This window comes from Sporosarcina aquimarina (assembly GCF_033253705.1).
GTDB lineage: Bacteria > Bacillota > Bacilli > Bacillales_A > Planococcaceae > Sporosarcina > Sporosarcina aquimarina.
In genome coordinates this window covers 263,098-280,625 of record NZ_JAUBDH010000004.1, presented here as the reverse complement: position 1 = coordinate 280,625, position 17,528 = coordinate 263,098, and the positions used below count along the sequence as shown (strand labels likewise).

Annotated in this window: 16 protein-coding genes; 7 read left to right on the top strand and 9 right to left on the bottom strand. The window is 42.8% G+C overall.

All coding sequences use genetic code 11. The features are described from left to right. The first annotated feature begins 181 nt into the window (after nt 1-181). A complete protein-coding gene (locus QT716_RS08600) occupies nt 182-1,900 on the top strand; it encodes an ABC transporter ATP-binding protein (RefSeq protein WP_317935641.1) in 1,719 nt (572 codons plus the stop codon). A gap of 106 nt (nt 1,901-2,006) precedes the next feature. On the opposite strand, the gene hflX is transcribed toward QT716_RS08600, so the two are convergent. From hflX to putP, 3 genes are all read right to left on the bottom strand, one after another. Further along, nucleotides 2,007-3,281, bottom strand: a complete 1,275-nt coding sequence (hflX, locus tag QT716_RS08595) for a GTPase HflX (protein WP_398292964.1) — start codon at nt 3,279-3,281, stop codon at nt 2,007-2,009. A gap of 48 nt (nt 3,282-3,329) precedes the next feature. After that, complete coding sequence (locus tag QT716_RS08590) at nt 3,330-4,007, bottom strand: VOC family protein (protein ID WP_317935639.1); 678 nt, start codon at nt 4,005-4,007, stop codon at nt 3,330-3,332. 87 nt (nt 4,008-4,094) lie between these two features. Beyond that, nucleotides 4,095-5,579 carry a sodium/proline symporter PutP gene (putP, locus tag QT716_RS08585; RefSeq protein ID WP_317935638.1) on the bottom strand — a complete coding sequence of 495 codons (1,485 nt, stop codon included), beginning with the start codon at nt 5,577-5,579 and terminating at the stop codon, nt 4,095-4,097. 159 nt (nt 5,580-5,738) lie between these two features. On the opposite strand from putP, the gene QT716_RS08580 reads away from it, so the two are divergent. Further along, nucleotides 5,739-6,206, top strand: coding sequence for a nucleoside deaminase (locus QT716_RS08580; RefSeq protein WP_317935637.1), 468 nt, complete (start codon nt 5,739-5,741; stop codon nt 6,204-6,206). A gap of 44 nt (nt 6,207-6,250) precedes the next feature. After that, nucleotides 6,251-6,616, top strand: coding sequence for a DUF2188 domain-containing protein (locus QT716_RS08575; RefSeq protein WP_317935636.1), 366 nt, complete (start codon nt 6,251-6,253; stop codon nt 6,614-6,616). 38 nt (nt 6,617-6,654) lie between these two features. On the opposite strand, the gene QT716_RS08570 is transcribed toward QT716_RS08575, so the two are convergent. Together QT716_RS08570 and QT716_RS08565 are read right to left on the bottom strand one after the other, a co-directional pair. Beyond that, nucleotides 6,655-8,289 carry an AMP-binding protein gene (locus tag QT716_RS08570; RefSeq protein WP_317935635.1) on the bottom strand — a complete coding sequence of 545 codons (1,635 nt, stop codon included), beginning with the start codon at nt 8,287-8,289 and terminating at the stop codon, nt 6,655-6,657. Nucleotides 8,290-8,428: 139 nt separating this feature from the next. After that, nucleotides 8,429-9,994, bottom strand: coding sequence for an FMN-binding glutamate synthase family protein (locus QT716_RS08565; RefSeq protein WP_317935634.1), 1,566 nt, complete (start codon nt 9,992-9,994; stop codon nt 8,429-8,431). Between the two features lie 73 nt (nt 9,995-10,067). On the opposite strand from QT716_RS08565, the gene nfsA reads away from it, so the two are divergent. From nfsA to QT716_RS08545, 4 genes are all read left to right on the top strand, one after another. Next, entirely contained in the window at nt 10,068-10,799 is a 732-nt protein-coding gene (gene nfsA / locus QT716_RS08560; protein WP_317935633.1) for an oxygen-insensitive NADPH nitroreductase, read from the top strand. A gap of 47 nt (nt 10,800-10,846) precedes the next feature. Continuing rightward, nucleotides 10,847-12,016 carry a class I SAM-dependent methyltransferase gene (locus QT716_RS08555; protein ID WP_317935632.1) on the top strand — a complete coding sequence of 390 codons (1,170 nt, stop codon included), beginning with the start codon at nt 10,847-10,849 and terminating at the stop codon, nt 12,014-12,016. Nucleotides 12,017-12,201: 185 nt separating this feature from the next. Continuing rightward, complete coding sequence (locus QT716_RS08550) at nt 12,202-12,741, top strand: GNAT family N-acetyltransferase (protein WP_317935631.1); 540 nt, start codon at nt 12,202-12,204, stop codon at nt 12,739-12,741. A 270-nt stretch (nt 12,742-13,011) separates the two neighbouring features. After that, nucleotides 13,012-14,643: an MFS transporter gene (locus tag QT716_RS08545; protein WP_317935630.1), complete on the top strand. Its 1,632-nt coding sequence runs from the start codon at nt 13,012-13,014 to the stop codon at nt 14,641-14,643. Between the two features lie 85 nt (nt 14,644-14,728). Here QT716_RS08545 and QT716_RS08540 read toward each other — a convergent pair whose 3' ends face one another. From QT716_RS08540 to QT716_RS08525, 4 genes are all read right to left on the bottom strand, one after another. Beyond that, nucleotides 14,729-15,304 carry a hypothetical protein gene (locus QT716_RS08540; RefSeq protein WP_317935628.1) on the bottom strand — a complete coding sequence of 192 codons (576 nt, stop codon included), beginning with the start codon at nt 15,302-15,304 and terminating at the stop codon, nt 14,729-14,731. Nucleotides 15,305-15,322: 18 nt separating this feature from the next. Continuing rightward, nucleotides 15,323-15,988: a Dph6-related ATP pyrophosphatase gene (locus QT716_RS08535; protein ID WP_317935627.1), complete on the bottom strand. Its 666-nt coding sequence runs from the start codon at nt 15,986-15,988 to the stop codon at nt 15,323-15,325. Nucleotides 15,989-16,208: 220 nt separating this feature from the next. Continuing rightward, nucleotides 16,209-16,715 carry a DinB family protein gene (locus tag QT716_RS08530; RefSeq protein ID WP_317935626.1) on the bottom strand — a complete coding sequence of 169 codons (507 nt, stop codon included), beginning with the start codon at nt 16,713-16,715 and terminating at the stop codon, nt 16,209-16,211. A 285-nt stretch (nt 16,716-17,000) separates the two neighbouring features. Further along, a complete protein-coding gene (locus QT716_RS08525) occupies nt 17,001-17,510 on the bottom strand; it encodes a PCYCGC motif-containing (lipo)protein (protein WP_317935625.1) in 510 nt (169 codons plus the stop codon). Between the last annotated feature and the right edge of the window lie 18 nt (nt 17,511-17,528).

Below are 17,528 nucleotides of genomic sequence, written 5' to 3'. Positions count from 1 at the left end.
CATACGCAGTATATTTGAAACAGTTTCATAATTTCACAGAAAAATACCAAACAGACCCTTATATTCAATAGTTCTTTTCCCTACAAAAGTCATAACTAATCCAACTTTCAGAGGACTTTGTCGAACTTATTGAGTAAACCATGTATACTAGCTATTAAATTTCATAAAAAGGACGAGTGCCATGCTAAAACAATTTTTCTCCTATTACAAACCGCATAGACGGTTATTTATGATCGATTTCTCAAGTGCTGTATTTGTCGCATTGCTTGAACTGGCATTTCCCTTAGCAGTTCAAGAGTTCATAGACAAACTTCTCCCAACCAAAGATTGGGGTATGATCACGACGGTTAGTATTTTACTTCTTATCGTTTATCTCTTTAGTACATTTCTTCAATACATTGTGAGTTATTTAGGGCACAAACTAGGCATTAATATCGAAACGGATATGCGGGAAAAGCTATTCAATCACGTTCAGAAGCAGTCATTCCGTTTTTTCGATAATACGAAAACTGGCCACATTATGACTCGCATCACGACGGATCTTTTCGATATCGGGGAACTTGCCCACCACGGGCCAGAGGATGCGTTCATTGCCGTCATGACCATCGTTGGCGCTTTCGTTCTTATGTATTCTATTAATCCTGAACTCGCTCTTATTGCGATTGTCATGGTGCCGTTCTTAATTGTACTCGTTGTATTTTGTAACAAAGCGATGAACTCTGCTTGGCTGAATATGTACGGGAAAATCGCTGAAGTGAATGGACGTGTAGAAGACTCGGTGTCTGGCTCACGTGTTGTTAAATCATTTACAAATGAATCTTTTGAGTTAACACGTTTCCGTAAAGATAACGGGAATTTCCGGATCGCTAAGTTAGTAGCATACAAGGTAATGGCTTTTACGACTTCCTCTATGTACATGATGACCCGTCTTGTGACGCTCGTAATTTTAGTGGTCGGTGCTTGGTTCACCATCCAAAACAAACTATCTATTGGTGAACTCGTCAGTTTCATTTTGTTCATCAATATTCTCATTAAACCCGTTGATAAAATTAGTGCACTTCTTGAGCTTTATCCGAAAGGGATGGCTGGATTTAGCCGTTTTCAGAATCTGCTAGACCAAGAACCTGAAATCAAGGATGCTCCCGATGCCATTGATATCCCACACTTAACTGGTGATATTGCGTTATCTGATGTCACTTTTGGATATGATGGTGGAAAGCCAGTGCTAAATCATCTAAGCTTATCTATTCAATCTGGTCAGACCATTGCTTTCGTCGGACCTTCAGGTGCTGGGAAAACAACGATTTGTTCATTGATACCACGATTCTACGACGTGAATGAAGGATCTATCACAATCGATGGCATAGATATCCGTCAAATGACGCAGCAATCATTGCGTCGTCAAATCGGCATTGTTCAACAAGACGTTTTCCTATTTACTGGCACCGTGAAAGAAAATATCGCCTATGGAGATTTGACAGCACCGGATGAGGCAATATATGCTGCTGCAAAACGGGCGCATCTAGAAGACTTCATCGCCAATCTTCCGGACGGTTATGAAACACAAATTGGAGAACGCGGTCTGAAACTCTCGGGGGGTCAAAAACAACGTCTTGCCATTGCCCGTATGTTTTTAAAGAACCCGCCAATCCTAATTTTGGATGAAGCAACCTCCGCGCTTGATACGGAGACAGAACACATTATCCAGGAATCCCTCACAGAACTTTCCGAGAACCGAACAACGCTCGTTATTGCACATAGACTCGCAACCATACGGGATGCAGATCGCGTCGTTGTGGTAACACCTGAAGGAATTGCAGAAGACGGCGGATATGCGGAACTCGTAGCGCAAGGTGGTATTTTTGCAAAACTTCATACAAATCAGTTTCAAAAGGTTTAAGAATAGATGGAGCGGGCATACTACTACTATCCCACCCCCTTTCTCTTATAGAAAAAGAACGGCTGCGCTAAATGCGTGGCCGTTCTTTTGTTTTGTTCGCTATTTCTTAATGGCTCACAATGAACTCTTCAAACTTTTTACGATCTCTTTCTGCCATCTCAGCCGTTACGATTGTTCCATCCTCTTCATAAACCGTCGTTTTCACATGGGTATTGTCATTTAGATAAGCAACTAGGTCTCCTCTATCAAATGGAATAAGCATTTTGCATGTCACGTAATGCTCGTACACTTTTTGCTCAATCAGTTCCAAAAGCTCAGGAAGCCCTTCACCTGTTTTTGCTGACAGCCAGATTTGGTCATCTTGAATGCGCGGATAACGTATGTCTTCTGCCTGGTCCGCTTTGTTATACACGTATAGTACGGGAACGTTTTCTACTCCAACGTCTTGTAATGTTTCGTTCGTCACTTCAATCATATGCCTGTATTCGGAATTCGACACATCGACTACGTGCAGCAGCAAATCTGCTTCTCGAGCTTCTTCCAGTGTAGAACGGAATGCTTTCACCAGATGGTGAGGGAGCTTAGATACAAAACCAACAGTATCTGTTAAGATGAACGGTTTTCGATCTGAAATTGCCACTTTACGTACAGATGTGTCAAGCGTCGCAAACAGCATGTCTTTCTCAAAAACCGTTTTTGCTTTGTCTCCTTCTGCATTCGCGAGGATTTGGTTCATCAGGGTGGATTTCCCCGCATTCGTATACCCTACAATTGAAACGACCGGCGTTCCGCTTTTTGAACGCTGCTTTCGTTGAATGTCCCGCTGTTGTTTCATCGCTTCCAACTCTTTTCGGAGTTTGGAAATTTGTTCTTCTATCTTTCTTCGATCGAGCTCAAGTTTAGTTTCTCCGGCACCTTTGTTCTGGAATCCGCCACCCGTGCCGCCGCCTTGACGTCCAAGGGAAGCTCGAAGTCCTACAAGCCGGGGCAATGTGTATTGTAATTCCGCAAGTTCCACTTGCATGCGCGCTTCGTGCGTTCGAGCCCTGCGTGCAAATATATCCAAAATGAGCATCGTTCGATCGATAATCTTCACTTCTAAGTCACGCTCTAAATTACGTAATTGCGAAGGAGACAACTCGTCGTTAAAGATGATTAAATTCGCTCCAGTTTCATCTGCAAAAAGACGAACTTCATCGATTTTCCCTTTACCGATATAGCTTGTTGAATGTCTCCGTTCCAGCTTTTGCATGACAGTCCCCACAACTTCAACACCAACAGCTGCAGCAAGGTTTTTGAGTTCTTCCAGCTCATAATCGAAATGGTCGTCATTTTGTTCTTCCACGCCGACCAGAATTGCAGTTTCTTTTAACAGTTCCATTTCATCCATTCAATTACCTTCCTTCTATTCCATACCTTATAGTTAAGCTTACCCCGTCACGACTGCTAGCATACGATTTCGTTCATCTAAATCCGTCTCAAAACGGAAACGGACGCCGTTTAACAACAAGCTATTGCTGTCTTCGACTTCTACATTAAGAATAGTCGACCACTTTGCTACTGTTTCTTTAAGATTCTCCGTTACCAAGACACATTCCTGAATGCATTCTGCTTCACTCTGTTCTGTAATTGACCCGTCTTTACGTAATGTTTCTCGACGGCTTATTTCGTCCTCTTCCCATTCTATGAAAAAAGGGCATGGCAAATCATTATTGTTTTGTTCTTCGATGAATAACATTTTCCACTTTTTAAGCGCTCCTGAAGAAGTCTTTCTGGATGCATCTATTACTCCAGATGTTTCTATTCCAGCAAGCTTCAATCGTTCATCCAATTCTCCGATATCCTCTGTTGAAAAACACAACGTTCCCCAGCCGTCACCATAGGCTGCTAAGTCTTGTCGCAGTTGCGTAACCAAAGGATGGGAGGAACTTTCAGCTAAGTCATTATTTTCGATTGCCAGCCATTCAATGTACGCATTGCGCACGTATTTTAATGCATTATAGGTTCCCCATTTTTCGTGCCTTCCGCCTACAAACGCCCCTTCGTATTGTGCAGCGATTTTTTCGGGTGTTCGTTTTGTAAAGTATACGACATGATCCAATTTCATGATCCATCCCCCTTTACCTTTCATCATACATCAGGTATCCCAAGAAACCATAAAAAAAGCCGTCCATTTGAATGGACGGCTTGCTGATTAACGTTCGCGTTCTAGAAGTTCCAGTGACTCTGTAAACTCCCGTTCAATTTCCTTGTTTTGTTTATACGTTGCAAGACTAACAAAATACGTAACAAGTAAGCAAACAAGGAATCCAGGGATAATTTCATACAATGTATCTGTCAAGACGGGAACGTTCCCCCATACGAAGACGACGATTGCACCTGAAATCATACCATACAGTGCACCTTTGGCTGTTAGTTTACGCCAGTATAGCGCGAGTAAGATAATTGGTCCAAACGCTCCGCCGAAACCTGCCCAAGCAAATGATACAAGCTTCAAAATGGAATCGTTGTTTGGCCATGCCAGAACCATCGCAATTAGAGAGACAACAAGAACTGCCATACGGCCAAGGAATACATATTGCTTATCCGTTCCATCTGTTTTAATAACCGCTTTGTATAAATCCTCGATTAATGCAGACGAAGTTACGATAAGCTGTGAAGAAATTGTACTCATAACAGCTGCAAGAACAGCTGCTAACATAATTCCAGCAATAAATGGATGGAATATGATTTGACCAAGTGCAATGAAGATAGTTTCAGAATCAACTAACTCCGCCCCTGGATTTTGTTGATAATAAGCGATACCAACGAGTGCAGTTGCAACTGCTCCGATTAAGCTTAAAATCATCCAGCTAATTCCGATGCGACGCGCATTTTTAGTTTCTTTAACTGAACTAATTGCCATGAATCGCACGATAATGTGTGGTTGACCGAAATATCCCAGCCCCCACGCGAGTGAAGAAATTACTCCAAGAACTGTTGCCCCTTTTACAAGGCTCAGCATATCCGGGTTCACTTCACGGATAGATGCAGCAGTTTCTGGCAGTCCCCCAGTTACAAATACTGCTACTACCGGTACAAGGATAAGTGCTAAGAACATAATCAGTCCTTGGACAAAGTCGGTATAACTAACCGCAAGGAATCCGCCAAACAAAGTGTAACCAACAACTACTATCGAGACAATGACAAGTCCGACGTGATAATCTAATCCGAATGAACTGAGGAAGAACTTCCCTCCTGCAACCATTCCTGATGATACGTAAAAGGTAAAGAATACAAGAATAATAAGTCCGCAAGCAATTCTCAATAGTCTAGAAGTATCTTTCAATCGATTCTCCAAAAAGCTTGGAATCGTGATTGAATCATTCGTCACTTGGGTATAGACACGAAGACGAGGTGCAACGAAATACCAGTTTAAATAAGCACCTGTAGTAAGACCAATAGCAATCCAGATTTCCGGAAGTCCTTTATCAAAAATCGCACCCGGCAATCCTAGTAGTAACCATCCTGACATATCAGCAGCACCGGCACTAAGTGCAGTAACTGCTGGTCCGAGAGAACGTCCGCCTAGCATATAATCAGTTAAATTTGATGTACGACGGAACGCGTACCAGCCTATAAAAACCATTGCTGCCATGTAAAGAACTATGGCAATCAGTTTGTAACTATCTTCAGTCATATGCAAGACCCCCTTAATAATTTGTATTATTCCGGAAACGCTTTCATTACAAAAAACAAGTCCGGTAAATTCATTATAGGGAAGATTCAATCGTTGCGCTATCCCTATTTCGATTTATTTCCCGGGGAATACTGAATATTCGACAAGGAGGAAGTTAAAATGGATCACGAACGTTTTTTAAATGATGCCATTAATTTAGCAACAGACAGTGTGTTTGAAGGGGGAGGTCCCTATGGTGCGGTCATTGTAAGAGATGGAGAGATTATCGCAAGCGGCAGGAACTCTGTAGAGACTGACCATGATCCATCTGCTCATGCAGAGCTCGTAGCAATTCGGGAAGCGTGTCGAATTATGGCTACCACTGATTTGTCCGACACAATCTTATACGCTAGCGGAGAGCCCTGCCCAATGTGTCTAGCCGCATCCTATCAAGCACGAGTGGGAGAAATCTATTATGCCTGCAGTAAAGAAGAAGCGTTGGAAATCCTTCCGAAACCTGATAAAACAAAGAACTTCTACAGCGACCAGAATAAGTCAGGTCCATTACGTGACGTGCCTTTCATCCACATTCAAACTTCACAAAGGTTAAATCCTTTTGAAGCTGCAGCAAATCAGCAGTCTACGTAATTTCATGTGTATTCTAACTACTAATTTAGAAGGAGGAGCTAGCTATGCCATGGTCAAAAAATGATTATCCAGATACTTTTAAAAATGTGAGTACCGATGTACGTAACAAAGCGATTGAAATATCCAATGCTTTACTTAAAGAAGGCTATGAAGAAGGAAGAGCAATCTCTATCGGTCTATCCCAAGCGAGAGAGGCGATTGAGGGTAAGTCCGAAGATCGGCCGCACTATGAAGTAAAGGCAAGAGATGATGATTGGGTGTTGAGGAAAAAGAACAGTACAAGCGTCATTTACAGTGAAGACACGAAAAATGTATTACTCGAAAAAGCCAAACCTTACGTAACAGATCACGATGGCGTTCTAACGGTGTATCATGCTGATGGTACAAAAGAAAGTACACTGTATGAATAGAAAACACGCATGCCCCTTGCTGGCATGCGTGTTTTCTATTAAAGATTGACTTTCTCCCTAGACATTTCACGCAACTTAAACTTTTGAATTTTACCGGATGCTGTCATTGGGTAGGAATCTGTAAGCTCTATATAGCGCGGTATTTTGTGATGCGAAATAGCACCCTTACAAAACGTTCTCACTTCGTCTTCTCGGAGCTGAACCCCTTCTTTTGGAATAATCCAAGCCATGAGTTCTTCTCCGTATTTCTCATCCGGCACCCCAACAACCTGGACATCTGCTACCCCGGGACATGTATACAAAAATTCTTCAACTTCACGAGGGTATATATTCTCGCCTCCGCGGATTACCATATCTTTCATACGTCCTGTGACATCTAAGTACCCGTCTTCATCCAATCTTGCGATGTCCCCCGTATGAAGCCATCCTTCTTCATCAATTGCTTCGGCTGTTGCATCTGGATTGTTGTAATAGCCTTTCATCACATGATAACCTCGCGTGCAGAGTTCTCCTGACTCCCCTAATGGAAGTTCAATGCCCGTAGAAGGATCGATAATTTTCACTTCGACATTCGGATGAGGTTTTCCAACGGTAGATACTCTTTTCTCGATGGGGTCATTGGTTTTTGTCTGTGAGATAACAGGAGATGCTTCCGTTAGTCCATAACAAATCGTTATTTCCTCGGCACCCACGTCTTCAATCACTTGTTTCATCACTTCAATCGGACATGTAGATCCTGCCATAATGCCTGTCCGCAGTGTAGATGTATCGTACTGCTTGAAATTGTGATGATTCAATTCAGCAATGAACATCGTAGGAACACCATGCAAAACCGTACATTTTTCATCTTGTACTGCGTTCAAAACACGCGTTGGCTCGAACTGTTCCAAAATGACCATTGTGGAACCATGAGTAACTGCAGCAAGTGTCCCTAACACACATCCGAAACAATGGAAGAACGGAACCGGGATACACATTCGATCCTGACTAGTAAGCTTCATCGTTCCCCCAATGATATTGGCGTTATTGACAACGTTGTTATGCGTCAGCATCACGCCTTTTGGAAACCCGGTAGTTCCAGATGTATATTGAATGTTAATAACATCATCTGGATTGAGCGTATTCAGACGTTGACTGAGTTCATCATCAGATACACTTTCTGCATGCTCCAAAAATTCAGACCAATTGAAAATACCGGGTTCGTTTTTCTCAGACATAAGAATCACACGTTTTAAATTAGGCAATGAAGAACAGTGGATATGGCTTCCATCGCTTTCTGGTAAAGATGGACAAACCGTTTTTAAAATTTCAAGATAACTTGTACCTTTGAAACCTTCATCGAGAATAAGTGTGGTTGCTTCGGATTGTTGCAATAAGTAGTTCAATTCGGCTGCCTGGTAGTTTGTGTTTACAGTTACCAAAACCGCTCCCATTTTACCAGTTGCGAACTGGCTAAGCAGCCATTGAGGTTTGTTATCTGACCAAATGGCAACGTTTTCTCCCTTTTGAATACCCATGCCCATGAAGGCTTTAGCCAATCGGTCTGTCTCTTCATCAAATTCTTTATACGTTTTCCTTAAATTCAGTTCTGGATAGACGTAAGCCTCGTTTTCAGGAATCTGTTTTCCCTGCTCCCTTACGATTGCACCAACTGTTTTATTTAGCAGCTCCATTTCTCCATCCCCCTATGAGTTTCAATGATATTTCTATACTATCATATATTTCTGACAACTAGGCAGAGAAATTTTATAACTTTAGAAATCAAAAAAAGAGCAGATGGAGTCAAATTCCACTGCCCTTTTATATAATGATTTAACTTTTTTCGATTGGGGTGACCCGTCCTCTTTCATCTTTATAAAACACGTGATGCCGTTCGAATTTTGTAGGAGAATCGAGTCCCGCAGCTGCAGCTATCCTAAATAAGCCTTCCCGCATTGTTAATATATAATTCGTTACGCGGTACTTTTTCTCTTCAACGACAAGTCCGCGCTGCAGATTCGGATCCGTTGTCGCAACTCCTGCAGGACATTCGTTTGTATGACATCGCTGTGCCATAATACAGCCAACAGAAATCATAAAACCACGAGCAATTTGAACGAGATCTGCACCCATTGCAAGAGCTATGGCTGCTTTGTCCGGGGTTGTAATTTTTCCAGAAGCAATAATCTTCACTCGATCTCGCACTTCGTACTTTCTAAGTGCATCATCTAATAACAGCAGCGCGGATCGAATTGGCAATCCGACGGAATCAGCCAGGTCTTGATACGTTGCACCCGAACCGCCTTCTGCTCCATCTACCGATATAAAGTCAGGTCCCATTCCAGTTTCCTTCATGAAAGATGCCAACTCTTCAGCGTCTGATTGACCGCCAATCACGACTTTTATGCCTACTGGTTTGCCTGATTGGTTTCGAATCTGTTCGATGAATGAAAACATTGAAGGAAAATCATCAAACTGATGAAATCGATTTGGACTATTAATAGTTTTAAAAGGCGGTACATTACGAATGGCAGCGATTTCTTCCGTTACCTTAGAGCCTTCCACGTGTCCTCCACGCATCTTAGCACCTTGTGCCAGTTTTAGTTCAAAAGCCTTTACTCTAGGATTCTCAGCTTTTTCCTTTAGCAACTTCCAGTCAAATTCGCCTTCATGCGTCCGGAATCCAAATAGCCCCGAACCAATTTGTGCAACGATATCTGCATCTCCTGCCAAATGATGAGGAGAAAGGCCGCCTTCCCCTGTATTCATCCATGCACCTGTTGCCATGCCGATCCCTTTGGAAAGTGCAGTAATAGCATGATCGCCTAATGCCCCATAACTCATGGCTGACTGGCCTAGTAAGCTATGTACGCGGAACGGTTCGGCACATGTCGGTCCAATGACAATTGCGTCTTCATCGGGCAGCAGCCACGGTTGTGCAGTAACTTCCTCTCGATGTTCACGACGTGAAAATAGTCCTTCATCGTCTACTGTATAACGCATTGTTTCGATTTTACGATGATTATCCACCCTCATTTCTTCATTTTGTTTTGTAAACATAGCATTCCGTAAATAATAGCCGGGTGCTTCAAAATCACGTTTCGAACCAAATCCAATAACACTGTTTAAGTATTTTCCAGGCATGACGGTATGCAAATATTCTTCTCGACTAAATGGTTTCCCATCGTTATCATTATCGAAAAGATATTGCCGAAATTCAGGGCCAACTTTTTCAATCATGTATCGAACTCGCCCAAGTATTGGGTAATTTCTCAAAATCGCATGCTGTTTCTGTCTTCTATCAAATAAATATAAAAATACTACGATTGCAATTGGTATAATGATAATTGCTAAGACTATTATCATCGTTGTTATTGATATGCCTTCCAGCCAGCTCATAAGACACACTCCTTTTCTCTTGTATAAATCTGGTGTACCATTAGTCACAATCACTAATCGGAGGGGATTATTAATGGTCATTGACTTACTTAAATCACATGCATCTGTTCGATCCTATACTGACGAGCAGCTATCAAGCGAAACTGTACGGGAATTGATAAATGCCGGACAGCATTCGGCCAGTTCTCATTTTGTCCAAGCCTACTCCGTCATACACATCACAGATCGTGTACTACGGGAAAAACTTGGAGAGTATTCAAAAAACCCTCATCAATTCAATGGTGCAGGGGCTGCACTTGTATTTTGTGCAGATTTCAATCGTTTGCAAGCGGCTGCAGCTCTGCATAATCGTACAATCGATTATACGCATGCAGAAGCAATGCTCGTAGGTACAATAGATGTAGCTCTCTTTGCCCAGAATGTTGCAATCGCGGCTGAATCCAAAGGCTACGGGATTTGTTACATTGGCGGCGTCCGAAATAATCCGGCTGAAATCAGCGAATTGTTAGGACTTCCTGAAGGGGTTGCTCCGATGTTCGGTATGACAATCGGCGTGCCTGCCGTTTCAAACGAAGTCAAACCGCGCCTTCCCGTTGATGCAGTCCTGCATGAAAATATGTATGATGAAGAGAAGTATAAAACAATTCTTCCTCAATACGATGCCATTATGAAAGATTATTATGAAACACGCAATTCGAATAGAAAACAGGCTGAGTGGACTGAACAAATGGCCGACTTTTTAGAATCACCGCAACGCCCGCATATGAAAGATTTTTTGAGAGCCCGAGGATTCAAATTTGAATGACAGACGTCCTCTTCTTCCCTACCTCTCTATGAAAGGAGTCAAACCTAATGGAGTTTGAAAATTTAATCGCTGATTTGAAGCGCCGCTTAACGGATGGTAAATTCATACGCGCTACATTCAGTCAGCCCCGTTCTAAAGCAGAAGGTCTTCTGCGGATTAAAGCAAAACCGGTTGAATTAAAAGGTGAGCTGCACATTCAATTCGAAGAGCAATTCGAACGCGTGCTCAAGCATCATAATATTTCAGCAGACGGTTTGGATCTATTTTTAACAAATGCCTTAATGCGCTTTCGACAAGTACAAGCCGAATTTACGGGTGAGATAATCCAGGTGCAATTGACCAAAAAATTCAAAGTATCTTGGAAATCGAGTATATCGGAATCCTCTCGAACAGCCGACTTGTCTCACAATCGAAAAAAGAATTATTTACTCGAAGAAGGAACTCCTTATCCGTTTTTAATCCGGTTAGGGGTGCAAACTACCGACGGACTCATAAAAAAACAAAAGCACGATAAGTTTAGACAAATCAACCGGTTTATCGAATTCATTGACGATGCTCTGGAACACCTTCCAAAAGATCGGACTGTCCGAATTCTAGATTTTGGTTCCGGTAAATCTTATTTGACATTCGCGTTATACCACTACCTTCACATCGAAAAAGGTCTCGACATTCACGTAACCGGGCTCGATTTGAAGAAAGAAGTTATCGAAGAATGCTCTGATATTGCGAAAGATCTTGGGTACAACCGTTTAGAATTCTTAGTTGGTGACATTAATGACTATGAGGATGAAACCTCTGTAGACATGGTCGTGACACTGCATGCCTGTGACACTGCGACTGATATGGCATTAGCCCGTGCAGTTCGTTGGGGCGCCAGCGTTATTTTATGTGTGCCATGTTGCCAGCATGAATTATTCAATCAAGTTCATGCATCCTCACTCGATGTGATGCTTCAACACGGACTCATCAAAGAACGATTCTCCGCACTCGCTACGGATTCCCTCCGTGCGGAGTTACTGACGTTGGCGGGATACGAGACGCAGCTGCTCGAATTCATCGATATGGAACATACACCAAAGAATATTCTCATTCGCGCCTATCAAACAGGCAAAGAACCTTCTGCAGATTCCGTTCAGCGTTATACGGCGTTCCGCGACTTGCTGCACGCAAAACCTTTTTTAGAGAAAGAATTGAAATTGGAAGTTTTGAGGAAATAAGAGGAGAGTGCCTGTAGATGCAGGTGCTCTTTTTTGTGTTTGGAGGGGTGCTTGAGCGGATTCGCTGCTGTTTGACCACTTTCGACTCTCGCTTGATCACTCACCATCACATCCTCAAATAAGTTCCATGTGACTATAAACTTTGCTACAATTAACAAAATCTAGTACGTCACGGGAGGTTTCATATGTTTACATTGACTGTTTCAGAAAACGTTTCATTGAAATTACTTGAACAAGAAGATGCAGCAGAACTATTCTCTTTAGTGAATGATTCCCGCACTCATTTACGGGAATGGCTTCCGTGGGTCGACGGCGCGCTCTCGCCGGAAAGCTATCGCCCCGTCATTAACATGTGGCTCAGCCAATTTGCAGAACACAATGGCTTTCAGGCGGGGATCGTGTACAATGGTCAACTCGCGGGAATGATCGGATTCCATAAGATTGATTGGATAAACAAAAGCACGAGTTTAGGTTATTGGATCAGTGACCGTTTTCAAGGGAAAGGAATTATGACAGATTCCGTTCGCGCGATGATTGACTGTGCATTTTCAACTTATAAGTTAAATCGGATAGAGATTCGCTGCGGGGTGGAAAACGAAAAAAGCCGCGCCATTCCAGAGCGGCTTGGCTTTCATCTTGAGGGGATCCAGCGTGATGGGGAGTTTTTGTACGATCATTTCCATGATTTAGCTGTCTATAGTATTCTCACACGTGATTGGAAGTAAGCCCTACCTATCAGCTATTCTCCGCCAACGAGAATAGCTGTTTTCTAATGGAATTAGGTGTCTAATCCGGGTTCATACCCAACTGAGTTGGGTACTTTATGTACTAGTGACCACTTTCCATAATTTACAAGTTACATATGCGACAAATAGTACCACTGTAAACATTTGATTCAACTTTGTAATCTACAGTTTATGTAAAATTCACGTACATAAAGTAAATTGTTTAAATGGTTTATTAGCTAACAGAGTTTCATACAAGGAGGTTACTCAATGGCAGTCGAAAAAACATCAAAAGTCAATCTTGGCTTCATCATCTTACTAGTTGGTGTCTTCATGGCAGCCCTGGATAACGGAATTATCAGTGCTGCTCTTACCACCATCAATACCTCGTTTGGGGTAGATGCCACGCAAGGATCTTGGGGGATTACCCTTTACACGCTTGGCCTTGCTGTCATGACGCCGATTGTAGGTAAATTAGCAGATCGATATGGCCGAAAAAAACTCTTCCTTATTGAAATTGCGATTTTCACAATCGGTTCACTTGGCGTAGCGTTAAGCCCTAATTTCACACTATTTCTCGCTGCACGCCTATTTCAATCATTTGGCGGCGGCGGTATTTTCATCATCGCAAGTTCACATGTGCTGAGTACGTTTACTAAAGAAAAGCAAGGCAGTATGCTCGGATTGCTCGGAGGGATGAACGGAATCGCCTCCGTTGTCGGTCCAAATATCGGAAGTTTCCTCATTGATATTACAGGTAACTGGCACTGGCTGTTTTTGATAAATGTGCCTATCGGTATTGCACTGGTTGCAGTCGGTTATTTCTCACTGCACGAAACAAAATCCTATGTAATGTCCAAAATTGACTTCCTGGGGATTTCGCTCTTGTCTTTCTCGATATTAAGCGTAATGTTTGCTATCAATAACATCGGACGAGGCGGCTCCTTTACAGAAGCCATTGTAAAATGGAGTGTACTCGGACTGCTGATCCTTGGCGTTATAATCTTTACTGCACTTATCTTTGTAGAAAAAAGAAATGAAAAAGGAGATTCTATCGACCCGATTCTCCCATACAGCTTACTTCGTAAACCGACGTATGCGATGACAATGGTAATGGGATTGCTGTCAGGTACATTCATCGGTGCGATTATTTTCATCCCATCCTTTGCCCAGCAGATTCTTGGAATCTCTGCAGCCAAGTCCGGTTATTGGATGACCCCTTTGGCACTTGCTTCCGGTATCGGTGCAGGTGGCGGCGGTTACTTTGTGGATAAAAAAGGGCCTGTTCCTACACTGATATTTGCTGGTATCGTCGGCATTATCGGTTTTGGCGGACTTGGGTTCTTTGTAGATACAAAGTTATTATTCATTGTATTCTCCGTCATTGCAGGAATTGGTTTTGGATTTGTTCTCGGTGCACCTTTAACCGTACTGACATCCAATGCTGCTGGAAATCAGAAAGGGTCTGCAATCGGAACGTTATCGGTCGCCCGTCAAGTCGGACTAACTATTTCACCCGCGTTCTTTGCTGCATTCATCCAAATGGGGTTCAATAAAATTAACAACTTCATTCCTCAGAAGCTGCAAGAACACGGAATTGACCCTGACACGCTTCCTGAAGGCGCGATGGAGGACTTGAAAGGGGCAAGTTACGGTGAGCTTCAATCTAAGATCGACCAAATTCCTTCGCCTGAAGTACGCGATGCATTGCACGAGGCATTTCAACAGGCCGCTCATGCGGCTTACCAGCCGATCTATTTAACAACTGCTGTTATGGCGATGCTGATTATTGTCATTGCCGTGGCCTTCAGTAAGCAATATAAAAAAGATGCGATTGAAAGTGACCGGTTGGAAGAGCAGGAAAAACTGAAAAACAATCGTTCCCATACAACCAATGAATAACTGCGCGATACAACGCCGTTCTGGAAACATCAGAACGGCTTTTTTTGAAAGGTAAAAACCCCGAAGGCAACACACAGCGTTCGGGTTACTGTACCCATTCTGCTTTCAAAAGCAGACATCGGTCGTATTCTTTTAAATGAGTCAGCTGTTCTTCTTCACTAACCGGAAGTGCTTGAACTCTTCCGCTGGACGAAACAATATAATAAGCAAGATAGACGGATTCGCCTTGTTTCAGCTTCAGTTCGCCTTCAAAGCCTGGCAGCAAAGTAGAACCTCCAGGTATCATCTCCAATTCCGGTCGCAGCAACTCTCCAGGTCCACTGAATAGAATGCGGTCAATCGCTTGTTCTTCCGTTGACTGAACACCAAATGCAATATGTGCAGGAACTCCATCCGATGAACCGTTCCACGGCATTTCAGCAAGTGTCCCTACAAATTCACCTTGTTCAAACTGTTCAACCGAAAATTGAATTGTCTTACCTGCTGATAACGTGTCTTCTGATGTAAAGTGCAAAGCTTCTATACCACCCGCACTATAGATCAGCTGCCGCTCATCTTCAGTTAAAACCCGCTGCGTCAGTGTGACCGATTTGCCGCCAAGGCAACCGGTTAACAGCAGTGCTACCGTCATCACTATTCCGCTGATTCCTATTCGTTTCACACGCATCCCCTTTATCTGTCAGCGTTCTGTATTACAGCTAGTTGGCAAAAAGACATAATTCCCTTTTTTAATTTGCTCTCCAAATTCAAGAGGAATTCGTTTATTGAAAATGGGTCCATCTGCAACGACCGTATGAAATTCCCCGGATTCTCCACAACTATCGATTCCGAGCGATTCCAGTTCATCCATAAGTTCGATGGTGAATTGTCTGCCAAGGAAATGACTTGGCATCTGGTTCGTATCGATTACAATAATATACGCTTCAAATCCGGCTTCAATGAATTCCTCCAGTAATTGTCTTCTCGGGATTAACCATAATGGGTGCAATGCCGTCATCCTGGCTTTTTCACTCGTCTTCTGTACCCAGACTCTGTGATCCTCCAAATCGATATCGCCAAAAACACCGTAAAGAATACCAGCATCAGTACATTCCTTCATCGCACTGATGAATTCCTGCTCGTAAGTTTCCCATGAAGCCTGGCGCTTCATGAAGGGGACGCCCATTTGTTCCGCTTGCGCACGGATAACCAATTCGGGCAGTGCATGTGAGCGTGAGCGATCTGCCTCTTCTTCAAACATTGTCCATACCCGTTCCAGTGTGTCACCGTTCTGCAGTGCTTTGTAGACAGCCATAGCAGAGTCTTTTCCACCACTCCAAGATGCTGTGAATTTACGTGCATTCATATGATTCCCTCCAAATTTCGAATTGCTAAAAGTATAGCAAACTTCATGTGAAGGGCACTAGTCACTGTAAGATCTATCTGGCCTTTTCACAGTTCGATAACACCCTCCGTTAAATTAGTTTAACTATCTATGTATGCAAAAAACTGTTTGAAAAGCGATTCTACTCGCTATTCAAACAGTTTCTGTTCACTTTATTCAAACAGTTTCTGTTCACTTGTGTTTATATTGCTTTCTTAAGTTGCAGCGATTCAATCGTATCACGCAATTGTTTCAAGTGGCGCTTTTCATGCAACCCGACAAATGGGAACCATTGACACAATGGAATCTGGCCAAAAATCGGATGCTTGAAAGATTTACTCATCAACGCTTCTTTGTTGCTGCTATCGTATACATCCAGCAAGAACAATCGGGATGTGTGTAATTCTTGTTTCATCTCGCAAAGTGTTTTAAATGTATCCGAAGGAACTGTACGTCCCGGAGCTTCTACTTTAATGATGCGGTTCGTTGAAATGGAAATCGGTTTTTTCATCGCTTTCGGGCTTTCTGGATTTTTTAGTTCCTTTGCCACGTTCGAGGCGATGAGCGCTTCCATGAGCGAGAGATGCTCGAGGATTTGTTTCGGTGACCAGCCACCATTGGCAGGCTTCCGGTTAAGTTCCTCATTCGTCAGTCCTTGGACTGCCTGTAAAATTTTCTTACGGACTTTGTTGTTGCCTTCAAATACCATGATACCCCTCCTACGCAGTTTTCGCGTCTGCATTCTCTCTGAAATCTACTAGAAAGCATACGCTCATATTCATAAAAAAGGAACCCCATTAGTAACTGTCAGAATAGTAAATTCCCGTTCCTTTTGCAGCTCATCTGACACCGATCATAGACCACCTTTCTTCTGAATACAACCTTTATGGGTTAAGCCTATTGTGAAAGGGTTTTCAGCTGTTTTAACAAATGTAATTACCTCACCATTTCCAACAAAAAACAGGCCCTCTTATGAGAACCTGTTTTCTTCATTTTATGATGGCATTGGCGTGTCAGTTGGACGCGCGTACCCCGTTTTGTAATCCGTATCGATTGTTTTGCGAATTTCTTTCAACGATTTACCTTCTTGTGCCATGGTAACTGATTTAATTGCGATTTCTACACAGACATCACAACGCGTTCCATGATCATCCCACACAACTGAACCATCTTTTCGGATTTCATCCACAAAACAGTTCAAATTACTTCCGTGATCAGCACCATCCGCACACCCACAATAGCAAGGCATATATTTCAAAATATCCTCTGCATTTCCCGCAACTTGATAGACAAGTTGAAGATTCTCCGATTTGTCATTAAGGAATGCCGGAAGTTCATCCGCAGAAGCTGTTACTTGTTGTAAATCACCATTTGGAAGCTGTTTTTCTTCGCCAATAGCAAGTGCTTGCGCATTGTCGTGATGCTGTTCTGTAGTTGTTTTACTACCGCATGCTGCGAGGACAATCACAAGTATCGCTAAGACCGGCATGAAACGTTTTTTCATGGACATGTCGACTCCTTA